General features: G+C 60.5%; 15 protein-coding genes. 12 read left to right on the top strand and 3 right to left on the bottom strand.

What is annotated here, in order from left to right; translation table 11 throughout:
* The first annotated feature begins 27 nt into the window (after positions 1-27).
* The 9 genes from ATC00_RS12925 (at position 28) to ATC00_RS12885 (ending at position 9,273) form a co-directional block, all read left to right on the top strand.
* Positions 28-867 (top strand): transketolase, encoded by an 840-nt coding sequence (locus ATC00_RS12925; RefSeq protein ID WP_064253092.1) that lies wholly within the window; start codon positions 28-30, stop codon positions 865-867.
* Positions 864-1,901: a transketolase family protein gene (locus ATC00_RS12920; RefSeq protein WP_064253091.1), complete on the top strand. Its 1,038-nt coding sequence runs from the start codon at positions 864-866 to the stop codon at positions 1,899-1,901. Before ATC00_RS12925 ends, ATC00_RS12920 begins: the two co-directional genes overlap by 4 nt.
* Before the next feature lie 61 nt (positions 1,902-1,962).
* Complete coding sequence (locus tag ATC00_RS12915) at positions 1,963-2,967, top strand: TRAP transporter substrate-binding protein (protein ID WP_064253090.1); 1,005 nt, start codon at positions 1,963-1,965, stop codon at positions 2,965-2,967.
* A gap of 27 nt (positions 2,968-2,994) precedes the next feature.
* Complete coding sequence (locus ATC00_RS12910; protein WP_064253089.1) at positions 2,995-3,522, top strand: TRAP transporter small permease; 528 nt, start codon at positions 2,995-2,997, stop codon at positions 3,520-3,522.
* A complete protein-coding gene (locus ATC00_RS12905) occupies positions 3,519-4,778 on the top strand; it encodes a TRAP transporter large permease subunit (protein ID WP_064253088.1) in 1,260 nt (419 codons plus the stop codon). The genes ATC00_RS12910 and ATC00_RS12905 overlap by 4 nt, the downstream gene beginning before the upstream one ends.
* A 13-nt stretch (positions 4,779-4,791) precedes the next feature.
* The gene (locus ATC00_RS12900) at positions 4,792-6,282 is read left to right on the top strand and encodes a sugar ABC transporter ATP-binding protein (protein ID WP_064253087.1); all 1,491 of its coding nucleotides are present in this window, start codon (positions 4,792-4,794) and stop codon (positions 6,280-6,282) included.
* Positions 6,279-7,292, top strand: coding sequence for an ABC transporter permease (locus ATC00_RS12895; protein WP_064253086.1), 1,014 nt, complete (start codon positions 6,279-6,281; stop codon positions 7,290-7,292). The genes ATC00_RS12900 and ATC00_RS12895 overlap by 4 nt, the downstream gene beginning before the upstream one ends.
* Before the next feature lie 48 nt (positions 7,293-7,340).
* A complete protein-coding gene (locus tag ATC00_RS12890; protein ID WP_064253085.1) occupies positions 7,341-8,318 on the top strand; it encodes a substrate-binding domain-containing protein in 978 nt (325 codons plus the stop codon).
* Positions 8,319-8,379: 61 nt separating this feature from the next.
* Positions 8,380-9,273 (top strand): amidohydrolase family protein, encoded by an 894-nt coding sequence (locus ATC00_RS12885; RefSeq protein WP_064253084.1) that lies wholly within the window; start codon positions 8,380-8,382, stop codon positions 9,271-9,273.
* Positions 9,274-9,619: 346 nt separating this feature from the next.
* Here ATC00_RS12885 and betI read toward each other — a convergent pair whose 3' ends face one another.
* The gene (betI, locus tag ATC00_RS12880; protein WP_064253083.1) at positions 9,620-10,207 is read right to left on the bottom strand and encodes a choline-binding transcriptional repressor BetI; all 588 of its coding nucleotides are present in this window, start codon (positions 10,205-10,207) and stop codon (positions 9,620-9,622) included.
* A gap of 102 nt (positions 10,208-10,309) precedes the next feature.
* On the opposite strand from betI, the gene choX reads away from it, so the two are divergent.
* A complete protein-coding gene (choX, locus tag ATC00_RS12875) occupies positions 10,310-11,248 on the top strand; it encodes a choline ABC transporter substrate-binding protein (protein ID WP_064253082.1) in 939 nt (312 codons plus the stop codon).
* On the top strand, positions 11,248-12,066 hold the full coding sequence (locus tag ATC00_RS12870; RefSeq protein ID WP_064253081.1) for an alpha/beta fold hydrolase: 819 nt from the start codon (positions 11,248-11,250) through the stop codon (positions 12,064-12,066). Before choX ends, ATC00_RS12870 begins: the two co-directional genes overlap by 1 nt.
* A gap of 260 nt (positions 12,067-12,326) precedes the next feature.
* Here ATC00_RS12870 and ATC00_RS32780 read toward each other — a convergent pair whose 3' ends face one another.
* The gene (locus ATC00_RS32780) at positions 12,327-12,677 is read right to left on the bottom strand and encodes a hypothetical protein (protein ID WP_064253080.1); all 351 of its coding nucleotides are present in this window, start codon (positions 12,675-12,677) and stop codon (positions 12,327-12,329) included.
* 172 nt (positions 12,678-12,849) lie between these two features.
* Here ATC00_RS32780 and ATC00_RS32920 point away from each other — a divergent pair, with 172 nt between their 5' ends.
* Positions 12,850-13,020 carry a hypothetical protein gene (locus tag ATC00_RS32920; protein WP_080604180.1) on the top strand — a complete coding sequence of 57 codons (171 nt, stop codon included), beginning with the start codon at positions 12,850-12,852 and terminating at the stop codon, positions 13,018-13,020.
* Between the two features lie 536 nt (positions 13,021-13,556).
* Here the strand turns inward: ATC00_RS32920 and ATC00_RS12860 are convergent.
* Positions 13,557-14,006: an NUDIX hydrolase gene (locus tag ATC00_RS12860; protein ID WP_064253079.1), complete on the bottom strand. Its 450-nt coding sequence runs from the start codon at positions 14,004-14,006 to the stop codon at positions 13,557-13,559.
* Positions 14,007-14,863 lie beyond the last annotated feature (857 nt).

Raw genomic sequence — 14,863 nt, 5'->3', positions numbered from 1 at the left:
AGTGAATTGGACGAAAGGAAGAGAAGAATGACCGAGATTGGTCACAATGTGAGCTTGAGCGAGCGCGCAAGGCGCATCCGCCGCAACGCGCTCCGGATGGGAGAGGTCCAGGGCCAAGGCTATATCGCGCAGGCGCTTGGTGTCGCCGATGTGCTCGCCGTGTCCTATTTCCACGCCACCAACTATCGCCCGCAGGATCCGGAGTGGGAAGGCCGCGACCGCTTCCTGCTCTCGATCGGCCACTACGCCATCGCGCTCTATGCAGCCTTAATCGAGGCGAAGATCATCCCCGAAGACGAGCTCGGGACCTACGGCATGGACGACAGCCGGCTGCCGATGTCCGGCATGGCGGCCTATACGCCGGGCATGGAGATCACCGGCGGATCGCTCGGCCACGGGCTTGGCATTGCTGTCGGCATGTCCCTGGCGTTGAAGCGCAAGGGCTCGAAATCGTTTGTCTACAATCTGTTCTCGGATGGCGAACTGGACGAGGGCTCGACCTGGGAAGCGGCGATGTCGGCCGGTTCGTACAAGCTCGACAACCTGATCGGCATCGTCGACGTCAATCAGATGCAGGCAGACGGACCCTCGCTTGGTGTCATGAACTTCGAGCCGCTCGTACCGAAGTTCGAGGCTTTCGGTTGGTTCGTGCAGCGCGTCGACGGCAACGACGTCGACGCACTGGTCAAGGCGTTCGATGCTGCCCGCCACCACGAGGGCGCACAGCCGCGCATGATCATCTGCGACACGAAAATGGCGAAGGGCGTGCCATTCCTGGAGGCGCGCGAGCGCAACCACTTCCTGCGGGTCGAGCCGCATGAATGGGCCGAAGCCCTGAAGATCATCGATGCAGGAGCCGTGGCATGAGGCGTTCCAAGTATATTCGGCCGGAGCACTTGCTGAACAACGGCGACAGACCACGGCTTACGACTTCAGCGATGATCGCGTCCATCGCCGGGCCGGACCAGCCGACGAAGCCAGCACCCTTCGGCCACACGCTCGCGGCGTTGGCAGACAGGGACCCTCGGATCGTCGGCCTTTCCGCCGACTTGGCGAAATACACCGACCTGCATATCTTCCGCGCCGCCCACCCGGACCGGTTCTACCAGATGGGGATGGCCGAGCAGCTTCTGATGATGGCGGCGGCCGGCATGGCGCGAGAAGGTTTCCAACCGTGGGTCACTACCTATGCGGTCTTTGCTTCCCGCCGCGCCTACGACTTCATCTGCCTTGCGATCGCCGAGGAGATGCTGGACGTGAAGATCGTCTGCGCGCTTCCCGGCCTCACCACCGGTTACGGACCGAGCCATCAGGCAACCGAGGACATAGCGATGTTCCGAGGCATGCCGAACCTGACGATCATCGATCCTTGCGATGCGCACGAGATTGAGCAGGCGGTGCCGGCGATCGTCGCCCACAAGGGCCCGGTCTACATGCGGCTGCTTCGCGGCAACGTACCGCTTGTGCTCGACGAATACGGCTACGAATTCGAGCTCGGCAAAGCGAAGTTGATCCGGGATGGACGGGACACGCTGATCATTTCGTCCGGCCTCATGACGATGCGGGCGCTTGAAGCCGCCAAGGAACTCCAGAAGGACGGTGTGGATGCGGCCGTGCTGCACGTTCCCACCATCAAACCGCTCGACGAGGCGACGATCCTTGCGGAGTGCCGAAGAGGTGGGCGCCTCGTCGTCGTTGCCGAGAACCACACTGTGATCGGCGGGCTTGGCGAGGCCGTGGCCGCTACGCTCATGCGCTCGGACGTCCGCCCCGCAGCCTTCCGCCAAATCGCACTACCGGATCAGTTCCTGGAGGCGGGTGCCCTGCCGACGCTGCACGATCAGTACGGGTTCTCCACGGGCAAGGTGGTGTCAGCGATCAAAGGTTGGCTCGACGAATAGTGGAGATCCGGCTTGGAGGAGCTGGATCGCCTTCAAAATGTAAGCACTTTAGGAGGAGACAATGAGCTTGCAACTTCATAGACGTACGTTTCTCGCATCGGCCGCGGCAGCGCTTGCCGCGCCCGCGCTCGTCAGCACCATCCGACCCGCCAGGGCCGAAACGACGTTGACGCTCGGTCACGGCGCCGCGCCGGGAAATCCACGGACCGTCGCCGCCGCCAAGTTTGCAGAGCTGGTGGCCGAGAAGACGTCGGGACGCGTGAAGATCAATGTCGCGGGAGCCGAGACGCTCGGCAGCGACGCGGCCATGTTGACGAGCCTGCGCACCGGGGCACTGGACTTCACGGCAAACAGCCAGGGCGCCACCTCGGCTCTGGTGCCGGAGCTGGCGGCCCTCGGCTTGCCTTTCCTGTTCGCGAGCACCGAGAAGGCGATGAAGCTTCTCAACGGCGCCGTCGGACAGGAGCTCAACAAGCGTTTCGAGGCGGTCGGCGTCGTTCCGCTCGACTGGTGGGACAACGGCATCCGCCACCTCACCAATTCGAAGCGAAAGGTCGTCGCGCCGGCCGATGTTTCCGGCATGAAGATACGCACGCCGGCGGATCCGATGACCATCGACATTTTTGAGTCGCTCGGCGCGACCACCGAGCAGATCGCCTTTGGAGAGCTCTACATCGCCCTGCAGCAGGGCGTCGTCGACGGACAGGAGAATCCACTCGCCAACATCGAGAGCTCGAAGCTCTACGAGGTCAACCGCTACATCAGCCTGACCGCGCACAAGTGGGAGTCGACACCGTTTCTGATGTCGAAGATCGCCGAGGCGCGGCTTGGAGGTGACCTCGAACCGGTGAGGGTGGCAGCCAAGGAGGCCGGCGACCTGCAGCGAAAACTCTCCGCCGAGAAGGCTTCGGAGGTCCTGGCCGCCTTCAAGAGCAACGCAAATGTTGAAGTCGCCGAGGTCGATCGCGAGGCGTTCGTGAAGGCGACGGCTCCCGTTGCCGAAATCTGGAAGAAGAAGCCGTTCGGCGATTTCGTCAGCCAGATCGAAGCGGAGGCGAGGGCGTAACCGTCCTCGCCAAGCCGGAGCCTCGCCATGCTTATGCTGTTGCAGCTCGTCGACGTCGTCGAGAAGGTCATCGTGCGGCTCGCCCGCTTCGTCGTGATAGCGAGCGGGATCGCGCTCACCCTCGTCACCACGGGCAATGTGATCGCCCGCTATACCCTGAGCGGCGGCTTCTCCTTCGCGCAGGAGCTGCCGATGCTGATCTTCCCCTGGTTCATTCTGGCAGGGATCGTGCTGGCCGCACACGTCGGCGGACACATGGCCGTCGAATGGCTCTACGACAAGCTGGGACAGCGGCTTCGTATTGCCGCCTTCGTGCTCGCTAGCGCGGTCAGCGCCTCAGCCTTCCTGGTGCTCAGCTATCAGGCAATGGTCGTGGCGGAGATCGCGGGCGTGGAACACAGTCCCGTGCTGCAACTGCCAAACAGCGTCGGATACTACTCGCTGGCTGTCGGCGCCTTCCTCGTCGCTATCGTCACGGTCTCCGTCGCGGTGAGGGTGCTTCGTTTCGGCTGGGAACAGCGGACCAAGGTCGGGGCAGAGGAGATGCCGCTATGACGCTGATAATGATCATCTCGTTCTGCATTCTCATGGTGCTGGCCGTGCCGGTGGGCTACGCGCTCATTATTGCGGCGGCCGTCGGTGTGCTTTTCAATGGCTACGTGCCGCTTTCCGTGGTTGCACAGCAGGTTTACGACCAGACCCAGTCCTTTCCCATGCTGGCGCTGCCGTTTTTCATGCTGGCGGGGACGCTGATGCTCGGAGGGGAACTCGGCCGGCAGCTCCTGGCGCTTGCGTCAAAGGCGATGCAGCGGTGGCGCGGTGGCCCGTTGTCGACGACGGTCGTCTCCTCCGTCGTCTTCGGCGGGGTGTCGGGCTCGGCTGTTGCGAATGCCAGCGCGCTCGGATCGGTGCTCATTCCGTGGCAGAAGAAGCAGGGCTATCCCCCGGCGCTCTGTGCCGCGAACAATGCGACCTCGGCAGTCATTGACGTGCTCATCCCGCCGTCAATACCGATGATTCTCTATTCGCTCATCAGCGGTGTCAGCGTCGGCAACCTGTTCCTGGCGGGTATCCTGCCCGGTCTCATCATGGCGGCGAGCTTCGTTTTCGTCTGCTGGTTCGTGTCGCTTCGGCGTCGATACGACGCGCAAGCCGTGAAGGTGAAGAAGAGTGAGCTGGCGATGCTCGCGCTCAAGAGCTTTCCTGCAATTCTCCTGCCCATCTTGATCGTTCTGTTCCTGCGCTTCGGTTTCGCGACCCCGACCGAGGTGGCCGTGCTGTCGGTCGTGTATTCCCTTTTGCTGAGCCTGCTGTTTTACCGCGACCTGACCTGGACGCGGTTCTGCGAGAATGTGGTCGAGGCGGGCGTTGCGACCGGCGTGGTCATGCTCGTCATCATGGGAAGCGCTGCTGTCGGCTGGGTCCTCACCTTCGACCAGGCGCCGCAACAGATGGCGGCATGGGTGGCGGACAACATCTCGAGCCCCATCCTCATCATCCTGCTGATGAACATCCTGATGCTGATCGTCGGCATGCCGCTCGACATGCCACCGGCAATCCTCCTGCTCGGCCCGATCTTCGTGCCTCTGGCGGACGCGATTGGCCTCGACCGTGTGCAACTCGGCCTGATGATGGTTATCAACCTGGGGATCGGCCTCTACACGCCGCCCATCGGGACGACTCTATTCATCTCTTCCTCGATCGCAAAGACACCGCTTGGTGCGACGACACGGGAGCTGTGGCCGTTTTTCGGCATGGCGATGCTTCTTCTGCTCGCCGTCAGCTTCATTCCCGGCCTGACGATCTATTGAGGGGAGAAGCGTGATGTCGAACGCACAACAATTCGTCCTATCGGTCAAAGGGCTGACCAAGTCCTACGGCGCTACTTCCGTGCTCAAGGGTGTCGATTTCTCGGTCGCTCGCGGCGAAGTCCACGCGCTCCTCGGAGGAAACGGCGCGGGCAAATCCACTTTGATCCGCGTCATCACGGGTTCGGCCACAAAAGGTGAGGGCGAAATCATCTTTCGGGATCCTGCCGGTGCCGCTCGCACCGAAGCGGAGGGGCGGCGAAAGGTGGCGGTCGTTCATCAGGAGCTGGCGCTGTTGCCGCATCTGACGGTCGCCGAAAACATCGCCCTGCCGCATTTTCGAAAGGGTTTTGCACCGTTCAGCCGCAAGGGCGCGCTGCGGCACGCCCACGAGGCGCTGTCCATGATCGACCGCGATTTCGCGTCGGCCTCCGTTCATCGGCTTGTTGGCGACCTCAGCCTCCACGAAGGCCAAATGGTTGAGATCGCCCGCGCACTTTCTTCAGGCGCCGATTTGCTTCTGCTTGATGAACCCACGGCAAACCTGACCGCAGCCGAAACGGAGCGCCTGTTCTCGGTCCTGAGGCGGCTCACCCGCAATGCGGGGCTCTCGGTCGTCTTCGTGTCGCACCGAATGAGGGAGATCAGAGAGATTGCAGATGTCTGCACCATCATCCGCGACGGTCGTACGGTCGTGGACCGGGTGCCGACGGCAAGTCTCAGCGACGCGGCGATTGTCGAGAAGATGGGTCAGCTCGCCGCTTTCCATTCCGCCGAGCACGCGCCCCTCGCACGAGCGAGGGTCAGCGGCGAAGGCCTGACGGTCCGGGAAGACGGGAACGAGCTGGAATTCGCGCCGGGCACCATAGTGGGGATTGCCGGTGCTCCCGTCGGACCACAAGCGCTGATCGATGCTCTCGTGGGCGCTGCCCGGTCGAAGCGCTGGACCGTCTCTCGTGCCAAATGGCCGACCCGGTTTTCTTCGCCGCGGGAGGCGGCCAGGCTCGGGGCCGGATTCGTCACCGGCGACCGGTCGCAGAAGGGCATACTTCACAGCCTGCCCATTCTCGACAATGTGCTGGCGTCTCGGCGCGTCGTTCGCGGCAGCCTGTTCGCGGGCGCCAGCGAGCGGATCGAATGTCTGGATCTGTTGCAGGCACTCAAGGTTAAAGCCGATTCGATCTGGGACCTGCCGCACACGCTCAGCGGCGGGACGCAGCAGAAGCTCCTCGTGGCGCGCTGGCTGGGCGTTCCCTCGGATCTCCTCGTTCTCGAGGAGCCAACACGCGGCGTCGACATCGGGACAAAAAAAGAAATCTATCAACTCATCCGGCAAATGGCGTCGACCGGCACGATCATCGTCTGGTGGTCCACGGAGAATGTTGAGCTTCTGGAGGTATGCGACAGGGTCATCGCCTTCGATACCGAGGGACGTTGTTCCGGCCTGATAGAGCATGGCGATTTGAGCGAGGACAGGCTCTCTGAACTGACGGGATTGGCGGCATGACACATACGACCACACAAGGCACGCAAGCGGCTGGTCAGACGCCTTGCGCAATCAGGCACCGTGAGAGCATCATCGGGACGTATCGCACCGAAGTTGCAATCGCCGTTGCAATCGCGCTTCTAGCGCTTGCCGTAGGCTCGCAGGTGCCGCAGGCGCTGAGCTGGGGCAACTTCGCCAACGTTACCCAAGCTGGAGCGCCGCTGATCATCATGTCACTCGGCGTGCTTCTCGTCGTCATCACTGGGGGCATCGATCTGTCCGTTGGCTCAGTCTTTTCGCTGACCGGCATGGTAACTGCGCAGGCCATGGCGTACGGCTATGGCGGCGTCGCGGCAAGCATGTTCGGCTTGGGCGTGGGCCTTGTGTTCGGCTCCATCAACGGCTTTCTAGTGACGATCGCAGGGCTCGCGCCCTTTGTGGTGACGCTGATCACATTCGCGGTTGCCGGCTCCCTTGCCTTTATCGTGACCAATGGTCGCTCTATGCCGATCCCAGATCCGGATTTCTGGCTCTTGAACAGTGGCAGCCTCATTCCAGGCCTGCCTAACTACATTCTGTTCTGCCTGGTCCTTCTGGTAGCGATCGAAATCTTCCTGAAGAAGATGGTGGCCGGCCGGTGGTTCTACGCCGTAGGCAGCAGCGCCGCGGCAGCCTATCTGCTCGGAATTCCAGTCAAGCGCACCAAGTTCTTCGCCTATGTGGCCTCGTCGCTTCTGGCGTCTTTCTCCGGCCTGCTGACGATCTCCTATATTTTGAATGCCGAATCCACCGCCGGCTCGAGCCTCATGTTGCAAGCCATCGCAGCGGTGGTGATCGGCGGCGCGAGCCTCCTCGGTGGCACGGGGACCGCAGTGGGAGCCGTGCTCGGCGCTCTGATGATCACTGTCATTCAGAACGGCGTCAACCTGATCGGCATCAACAGTTTCTGGCAAGGCTCGGTGACGGGTCTCGCAATCCTGATCGCGGTCGTGATCGACCGCTTCAGCAAATCCCGGCGCGGGGCCGGCTGAGAGTGACATCGGCGTCCGCGCCGGTTCTTTTGGAGGAGGAGAAAAAGCATGAAGAACAAACTTACGACAGCGCTTATCTTGACTGCTGCCATTGTGGGAGCAGGAGTTGGCCTTACAGGCGTACAGGCGGAGGAGAAAAAGACGGTCGCCTATCTCGCGCCCTCGCTCGACATTTCCTACTGGCAATGGGTTGGCTACGGGGTAAAGAAAAAGGCCGAGGAACTCGGCATGGACTATGTCGAATACACGTCCGAAAACTCGCCCGCCAAGCAGATGGACAACGCCAGGACGGCGGTAACGAAGGGCGTGGATGCGATCGTGATCGGTCCGGTGAGTTCCACCAGCACGCCGCCACTGCTTGCCTACCTGAAGTCACAGAACATTCCGATCGCTTTCGCCGGCATTGGCCCCCAGCCCGGACAGACGGACTATACGTCGTCGGTTACCGCGAACAACTACGAGACCGGAAAGGCTCAAGGCAGTTTTGTCTGCAAGCTCGCCAAGGATCGCGGCGGAAGCAAGGTTGGCATGTTGTCGCTGCCGCAGGATCGGGAAAACGCGCAAAAGTACCTCAAGGGTGCCAAGGAAGCATTCGCGACCGACGGATGCGAGTTGGCGCAGATGCTCGAAACCCGCGGCCTGACGGTTAACGAGGCCGTCACGCAGGCGAACGACATGTTGACGGCGCATCCCGACATCAAGGCAATCTACGGCATGTATGACGAAGCCGGAACGGGCGCGGCCAAGATACTCGAGACGCGTGGCCTCACCGGCAAGGTGGGCATTGCCGTTGCAGACGGCAGCCCAACCACCATCGGTCTCCTGAAGGCGAACGCCATCCAGGGCATCTTCTTCCAGGAGGCAGTCGGACAGGGGCTCGATGGAACGCAACAGGTGTTCAATGCACTCACCGATGCGCCTGTTACGAAAGACCTGGCCTTGGTCATGCCGCTCGTCACCGCCGACAAGGTAGACTCGCCCGAAGCCAAGGCTGTCGTCGCTCGCGTCTTCCCGCCCAGCAACTGATATCGATAGGGTGTCGGGACTTGTCCGGGCACCCCCTGCCTCCCAATCGGAAACGTCAAACATGGATGACCTTCCTATCGTCGACCCCCATTTCCATCTCTGGGACTTGGACCACAACTACTATCCTTGGCTCTCCGACGGCGTGAAGCCGTCGGCTTTCGGCGACTATACCGCCATCAACAAGACCTACCTTATCGGTGATTTCCTTGCCGACGCGAAGAACCAGAACCTCGTCAAGGCGGTTCACCTCGACGTCGGTTATGATCCGAAGGATCCGGCCGGCGAGACGCGTTGGCTGCAAGGCGTGGCGGACAAGCACGGATTTCCGCATGGGATCGTCGGTTACGCTGACTTGCGGAAGCCGGATGTGGGCGAACTTCTCGACGAGCACATGCAATATGCGAACTTCCGCGGCATCCGCCAATCCATGAACTTCCATAATGACCCGGCCAAGACCTACCTTATCGAGGCGGAGGTAAGCAGGACACCCGAATGGCGGCGGGGATTCCGTGAACTGGCCAAACGCAGACTGAGCTTCGATCTCCAGCTCTACTACTGGCAGATGGAGGAGTTTCTTAACCTCGCGCGCGATTTTCCGGACGTTCAGATCATTCTCAACCACACCGGCATGCAGGTCGACGGACCCGATCATTTCCCAGGTTGGCGTGAGGGAATGCGGTTGCTATCGCAGGCGCCGAACGTCGCCTGCAAGATTTCCGGCCTTGGCATGGGTGACTGGACCTGGACGACGGCATCGATCCGGCCCTACGTCGAGGAAGCTATAGCCGCCTTTGGCGTGGAACGCTGCATGTTTGCTTCCAACTTCCCCGTGGACAAGCTGTTTTCCAGCTACGATGCAATCTTCAACGCCTTCAAGGACATCACGAAAGCCTACTCAGGCGATGAACGCGCCGCTCTCTTCCACGATAATGCGGTGCGGTTCTACCGTCTTTGATTCTGACGCGAAAACCCAGCGCTGCCATGGATGGGGTCGGCTGAAGCGAGCCGCTGCTGCGCAAGCTGCACCCGCCGGCGAAGGTCTGCAATGACTCCAAAATTGAGACGCTCTCGCCTTAACCGCAGGTGTCTACTTCGGGTCGATTCTGCTTGTTCCTGTAGGCCTCATCAGGGTCGCACTTTGCCGTCTACAGGAGACTATCCAACGGCTGTTGTGGCGAAACCCGCCAAAAAATCCCTATCGTGTGAAAGGTGTCATGGTCGCTAGCGTAAACCGCCCGATCGCTTAAGGTAGTAATTCGTCCCCTCCCAACAACGACCCCTTCGAGATCGTCGTCTACCTCTTATGCGGCGCCGGAGGGCAGCCGATGAGAAAGATAGTCGCGCATCTGGCGAAGTGCATCTTCACGTGTCAGGCCCTCCGACTGCAGACCGAGGCGCAGCCACAGTCCGTCAATCAGCGCGGTAATTCCAAGAACGACGGTCTCGCATTCCTCCTCCGGCAGGAAATGGATCAGCGCCGACAGGAGGTTTGATCGCATTCGCGCATGAATGACTTTTTGAATGCGCGCTAGCTGCGGGTCGCGCGGCACCTCGGCGCAGAGCGACAGCCAGGCATGGCAGATCGACGGCTGGAAGAAGCGGTCCTCGAAATTGCCTTCGATGATTGCTTCCAGTCGTTCAAACGGGGTGTTGGCGCGGTTCAGCCGCCTCACAACGGCATCCTTCAATACGGCGTTTGCCTCGCGCATCGCATGCTCGAACAACTGCTGCTTGTTGGCGAAGTAGTGCAGGACGATGCCCTTCGATGCGCCTGCTTGAGCCGCGACCTTCTCCAGTGTTGCCCCCGCCATGCCTTCACGCTGTAGGACCTCGAACGCCGCCCGTCTGAGTTCACGTTTTCGGATATCGCTGATCTTGGTCAGTCTCATTTGCACGCCCTCACTTTCGCCCACATTTGACAAACTTTCCGAAAAGATCAATAATTGACCTATGGGACAGTAAAATGACCAACTGGATAAAAGGGGAATACGATGGAGCGATCTTTAAAAGCTGGGACGGCGGCGTTTGCTCTCATCGCCATTGCCGCTCCTGTGTTTGCGGCAGAGCCGGAAAGCTGCAAAATAGTGCGGTTGGCTGAGCCGGGTTGGAATGATCTTGCCTTCACCACCGGGGTCGGTCTGACCTTGCTGAAGGCGCTGGGCTACGAGGCGAAGAGCCAGCTTCTCGGTATCGACGTCATCTACACGAGCCTGAAGAGCAAGGACCTCGACGTGTTTCTCGGCTATTGGCACCCAGCCATGGTCGCTTACTACAAGCCGTACAAGGAGGAGGGCTCGGTCGAGACGGTTCGGACTAATCTCGAGGGTGCCAAATACACCTTCGCCGTTCCGACCTACGTCTGGGAAGCTGGCGTCAGGGACTTTTCCGACCTGCAGAAGTTCGCCGATAAGTTCGAACGGAAGCTCTACGGCATCGAGCCAGGCTCGAACCAACTGATGCTAGACGCGATCGAGGATCCAGCCATCGGGCTTGAGGAATGGGAAGTGGTGGAGTCGAGCGAGCAGGGCATGCTCTCGGAAGTGGTTCGTCGGACACGCGACAAGTCGTTCATCGTCTTCCAGGGTTGGGCGCCCCATCCGATGAATACCGTCTTCGACATGAAGTATCTGACTGGCGGTGACAAGTTCTATGGCCCGAATTTCGGTGCGGCAACGGTCTCCACCCAAGTGCGCAAGGGCTACCTGCAGGAGTGCCCCAATGTCGCAAAGCTTTTGAACAACCTCGTTTTCGATGTCGAATACGAGAACCGCGGCATGGCCTACATCATGAACGATGGAATGGAGCCGGAAGAAGCGGCTCTGCAATCGGTAAAGGACGAGCCACAGCGCTTGGAAACCTGGCTGACCGGGGTATCAACTTTCGACGGCCAAGCGGGCCTCGCCGCGGTTAAGGCAGCGCTCGGCCTGTGATGTGCAGCGTCAAGGACGAATGGCATCGTCGCAAGCGGCGCGTCGAATTGCCAGGGGGAAGGCCGATCGCTTTCGCCGACAGTAGCGGAAGCGGGCCGCCGCTTCTGCTGCTGCATGGCTATTCTGACACCGGCCGCAGCTTTGCCGCGCTTGAGCCCTTTCTTGCCGGCTACCGTCTGATCATTCCGGATCTCCCCGGACACGGTGAGTCCGCTTTGGGGGATGGGATGCGCGTCAGCGATTTTGCCGCAAGCATTGACCGGTTTCTGGCGTTTCTGGGCATTTCAAAGTTTGCCGTTATCGGCCATTCGATGGGCGCAATGACAGCGATCGAGCTTGCCGCTTGTCGTCGCGATGACGTGACCGCCCTCGTGCTTATGTCTGCAAGCCTGAGGCCGGATTTTGGCAGCATGAGCCCGCTGTCGCGCGGAATCCGCGCACTTCGCGACCCGATAGACCCCGCGGGGCATTTTCTCCGGGACTGGTATTCCTGCAGCCGGCCTGTCGAGCCCGACTTTCTGTCGAAGATGAAAAGGGACGCGGCGGCAATGCCGGCGGCCGTCTGGCACGGCATCTTGGAGGGCTTTGCCGAAACCGATCTCCGGCGCAGCGCGATGCGGGTCACCGCGCCGGTGCTCTGTATCGGTGGTTCGGCTGATCCGCTCTTTGGCAGCCCGCATCGCGAGGCACTTGCACAGGCATTCCCCTCAGTGCGATCCATCACGCTCGAGGGGTATGGACATAACCCGCATTGGGAAGACCCGCAGAGAGTTTCAGCGCTTATGCTGTCGTTTCTTGCGGAAGCAAGAATGGCCTAGCCGCGGCCATCAGAGCTCCGGCACAAAACGCAATGGGCAATGCTCAGGTGCCGTCGTCGAACGTCTGCAGAGCGTACTTTTTTGTCATTCGGCGCGTGAAGCCCGATGTCTGCCACGGGTCGATCCTTGCAGTTCAGATTACGTCGCAGCAGGGTGGAAAGTCGAGGTCGGGCAGCCGCTCGGTCTGGGTCTGGTCCGCCGCCTCAAATCGCATAGGTAAGCCGCATCAATGGCTTAGCATTCAATTGGACACCGGTCCTTCACGCTAAATCATTAGGCTTTTCCGAAAAGTGTCCAGTCTTCTCGCCGGGCTCGGAATCCCGCTGAACAGATCGCCCGCTCTTCCGCAGCCGAATGATATCCGCGGCGTCGAGCAGCGCGCTTCGTATTTCGCGTTCTGAACGGTGTGGAGCGGATACGGCAACCTTTAACAGTGCGATAGTGGCGTCCTGGACAGTGTTGTTCGCCTCGACGCCCTTTATCTCCGGCATGTCGTGGATTACCGCCACAGCGCGCTCCAGCAGCCGGCGGGCCGCCAACGGAGTAAGATGATGGACCTCATTGGCGGCGCGGCATAGCTCGGAAACGAAACTCGTTACCGTGGTCATCATCGGATTGCTACCTACTTTTCAGATGGAAGTAGTATATCTACTAGTAAATACATCTACTCCGTGTAGCCGTCAAAGGGACACGAGTGCGCGCGTCGCCCCTTTGGGCGGTGCCCCCTAATCCTTGACTGCCACCGGCGCTGTGCGACGCTGAACGCAAAGCGAGATGCGAAGGATGATGAAACTCGATGACGACGTGGAGACGGCGCTAGCCCTCTCCTGCGAAGAGCTCCAGATGACGCGGGAAGAATTGATCCGCCTCATCATTCGCGAGTGGCTGCAGGGATACGGTTACCTGCCCATCAATGACTTGGACGAGGGGAGCGAGACCGAAGGGAGTGCGTAGGTGAGCGGCTTTACTGATGAAGAGCGAGCGGCGAGCTAAAGCGCCGCGACGACGCCATTAAACGGCAAGCGGAAGCTCAAAAGGCTGGGAAGCGTCTTGCTGAACTGGAGGCACTGGCGCGCGCGGAGACGAGGTGCCTCCATTGCGGCAGACCGATGCGATGGTGGGAGGCGACGAACCCAGAAATTCCTTTGTGCGATATCTGCCTCTGACACGCTCGAACCGAGCAGGTTGCGCTCGTGTCACGCAATCGACACCATCTCGCCATTGACCACGGATGTACTGGCAATGGCTGCAGGAAGGTCGGGTTAGCCCGGCCTTTTTTGTTTGGTAGGTTCAAACCGGCCGTAAAGGATCTAGACACAGAAAGAGCCCGCGGTGGGGGGGACCATGTGGCGGGCTCTTCAAATGCGCCCGCCGATTAGACGGGCGCCGAGTCTGCTTACAGGACTCTTCACTCCTTTTGGAGACACGTCATGGCAAACGCGGGAGCGATCCGAGAATTATGCTCGAAAAACGCGAGCAATGCCAGTGGGTCAGACCTTAGGCGCAAAGGTCCTGATCAAAGAAGCTAGAGCCGGCTCGTCGACGAGAAGAGCCGCATCTTCTGCAGTTAACCAAGCCATCTTTCGCTCACCCTTCTCGGGCCAGCTTGCCCGCTGCGTCTTTACCTCGAGCGGATAGACCAGCACTTGAAGCCGTTCAAATTCGCCGTTACCGCGCTTCCAATATGTGTAGCTGCCTGCCGCTTTGCTCGCGACCTTGCCGACAACGCCTGCCTCCTCAAAGGCTTCCCTCGCGGCGGCGTCCCATTGCTTCTGGCCTTTCTTCCGCCATCCCTTCGGTATGATGAACCGACCGGTATCGCGTGAGGTGATCAGGAGAATTTCAATGGAACCGCGCTCCGAAACGCGAAACGGCAGGGCGGCAACCTGTCGTCGCAGGGTAGAGTCGTCCGTCGACGGCTGCTTTTCTTTCTTTGTCATCTCGACGGAGATTTAGCGCACCGCACGAGCGAGGCAAATCGAAACGGGCAAAGCCCTTGCGCAGGCCTTAAAGCCTGGCGATGTCATCGACCAAGTATTCGACCTGATACCGGACGGAGTCAGCTTGCTCGCTCAATACTTGCCATACCGCGCGGCTGTACGTCCCCTCGGTGGTGATCCAATCGACCGCCACGGGGCAGCCCAACACTACGATATAGAGCAGCAAGTCGCGCATGTCGGAAGTGTACCACAGATAGATTTAGTAGTCTCTAATATGCCGTCATGCCCCGACCGCTCCTGCTGGGGTGAGGCGCATAGCAATCCCGCCTTCAAGAAGTTATCCGGCGCTGAGCGGCGCGGGACCATTGATGATGAGGGGATCGAGTGGAACGACCCGATATATCGGCCACTGCAGACCTTCGCGCTATCGACGAGCAATGGCCGTCTTGGGTCGAGAATTCGCCTTCACCAGCGTCGTGGGTGGGTGGAACTCTGCCATATGGAATCGTTGGCGGAATGGCTTGTTTGCTGAGAAGAGCGGTCAGAAGAAGCCATCATCAAGCCGGCAACCCGGCTCGCCGCAAGCCCTCGCGCAACCGTTCCGCGTCCTCGTCCCGACGCAGGTACAAGGTATCCACGAGCCAGTCCACATATTGCCGCGGCCCCGCCGCCGGATCGCCCTTCCAACACTTGCCGACCGACTCAATGGAGGCCCTGGCACATCGCTGCGCCTCCTCGGTGCGCCCCAAATGACTGCAGGCTGCCGCACGCAAGGAGAGGTATCGAGGGTGCCGCCGCGCCGGCGCGTCCGCTATGAGCCGCTCCAGGAGATCGGCCGCTTCTCCGTCTCGCCCGAG

Source organism: Sinorhizobium americanum, from assembly GCF_001651855.1.
Taxonomy (GTDB): domain Bacteria; phylum Pseudomonadota; class Alphaproteobacteria; order Rhizobiales; family Rhizobiaceae; genus Sinorhizobium; species Sinorhizobium americanum.
This window is presented reverse-complemented; position numbering and strand designations above follow the sequence as displayed.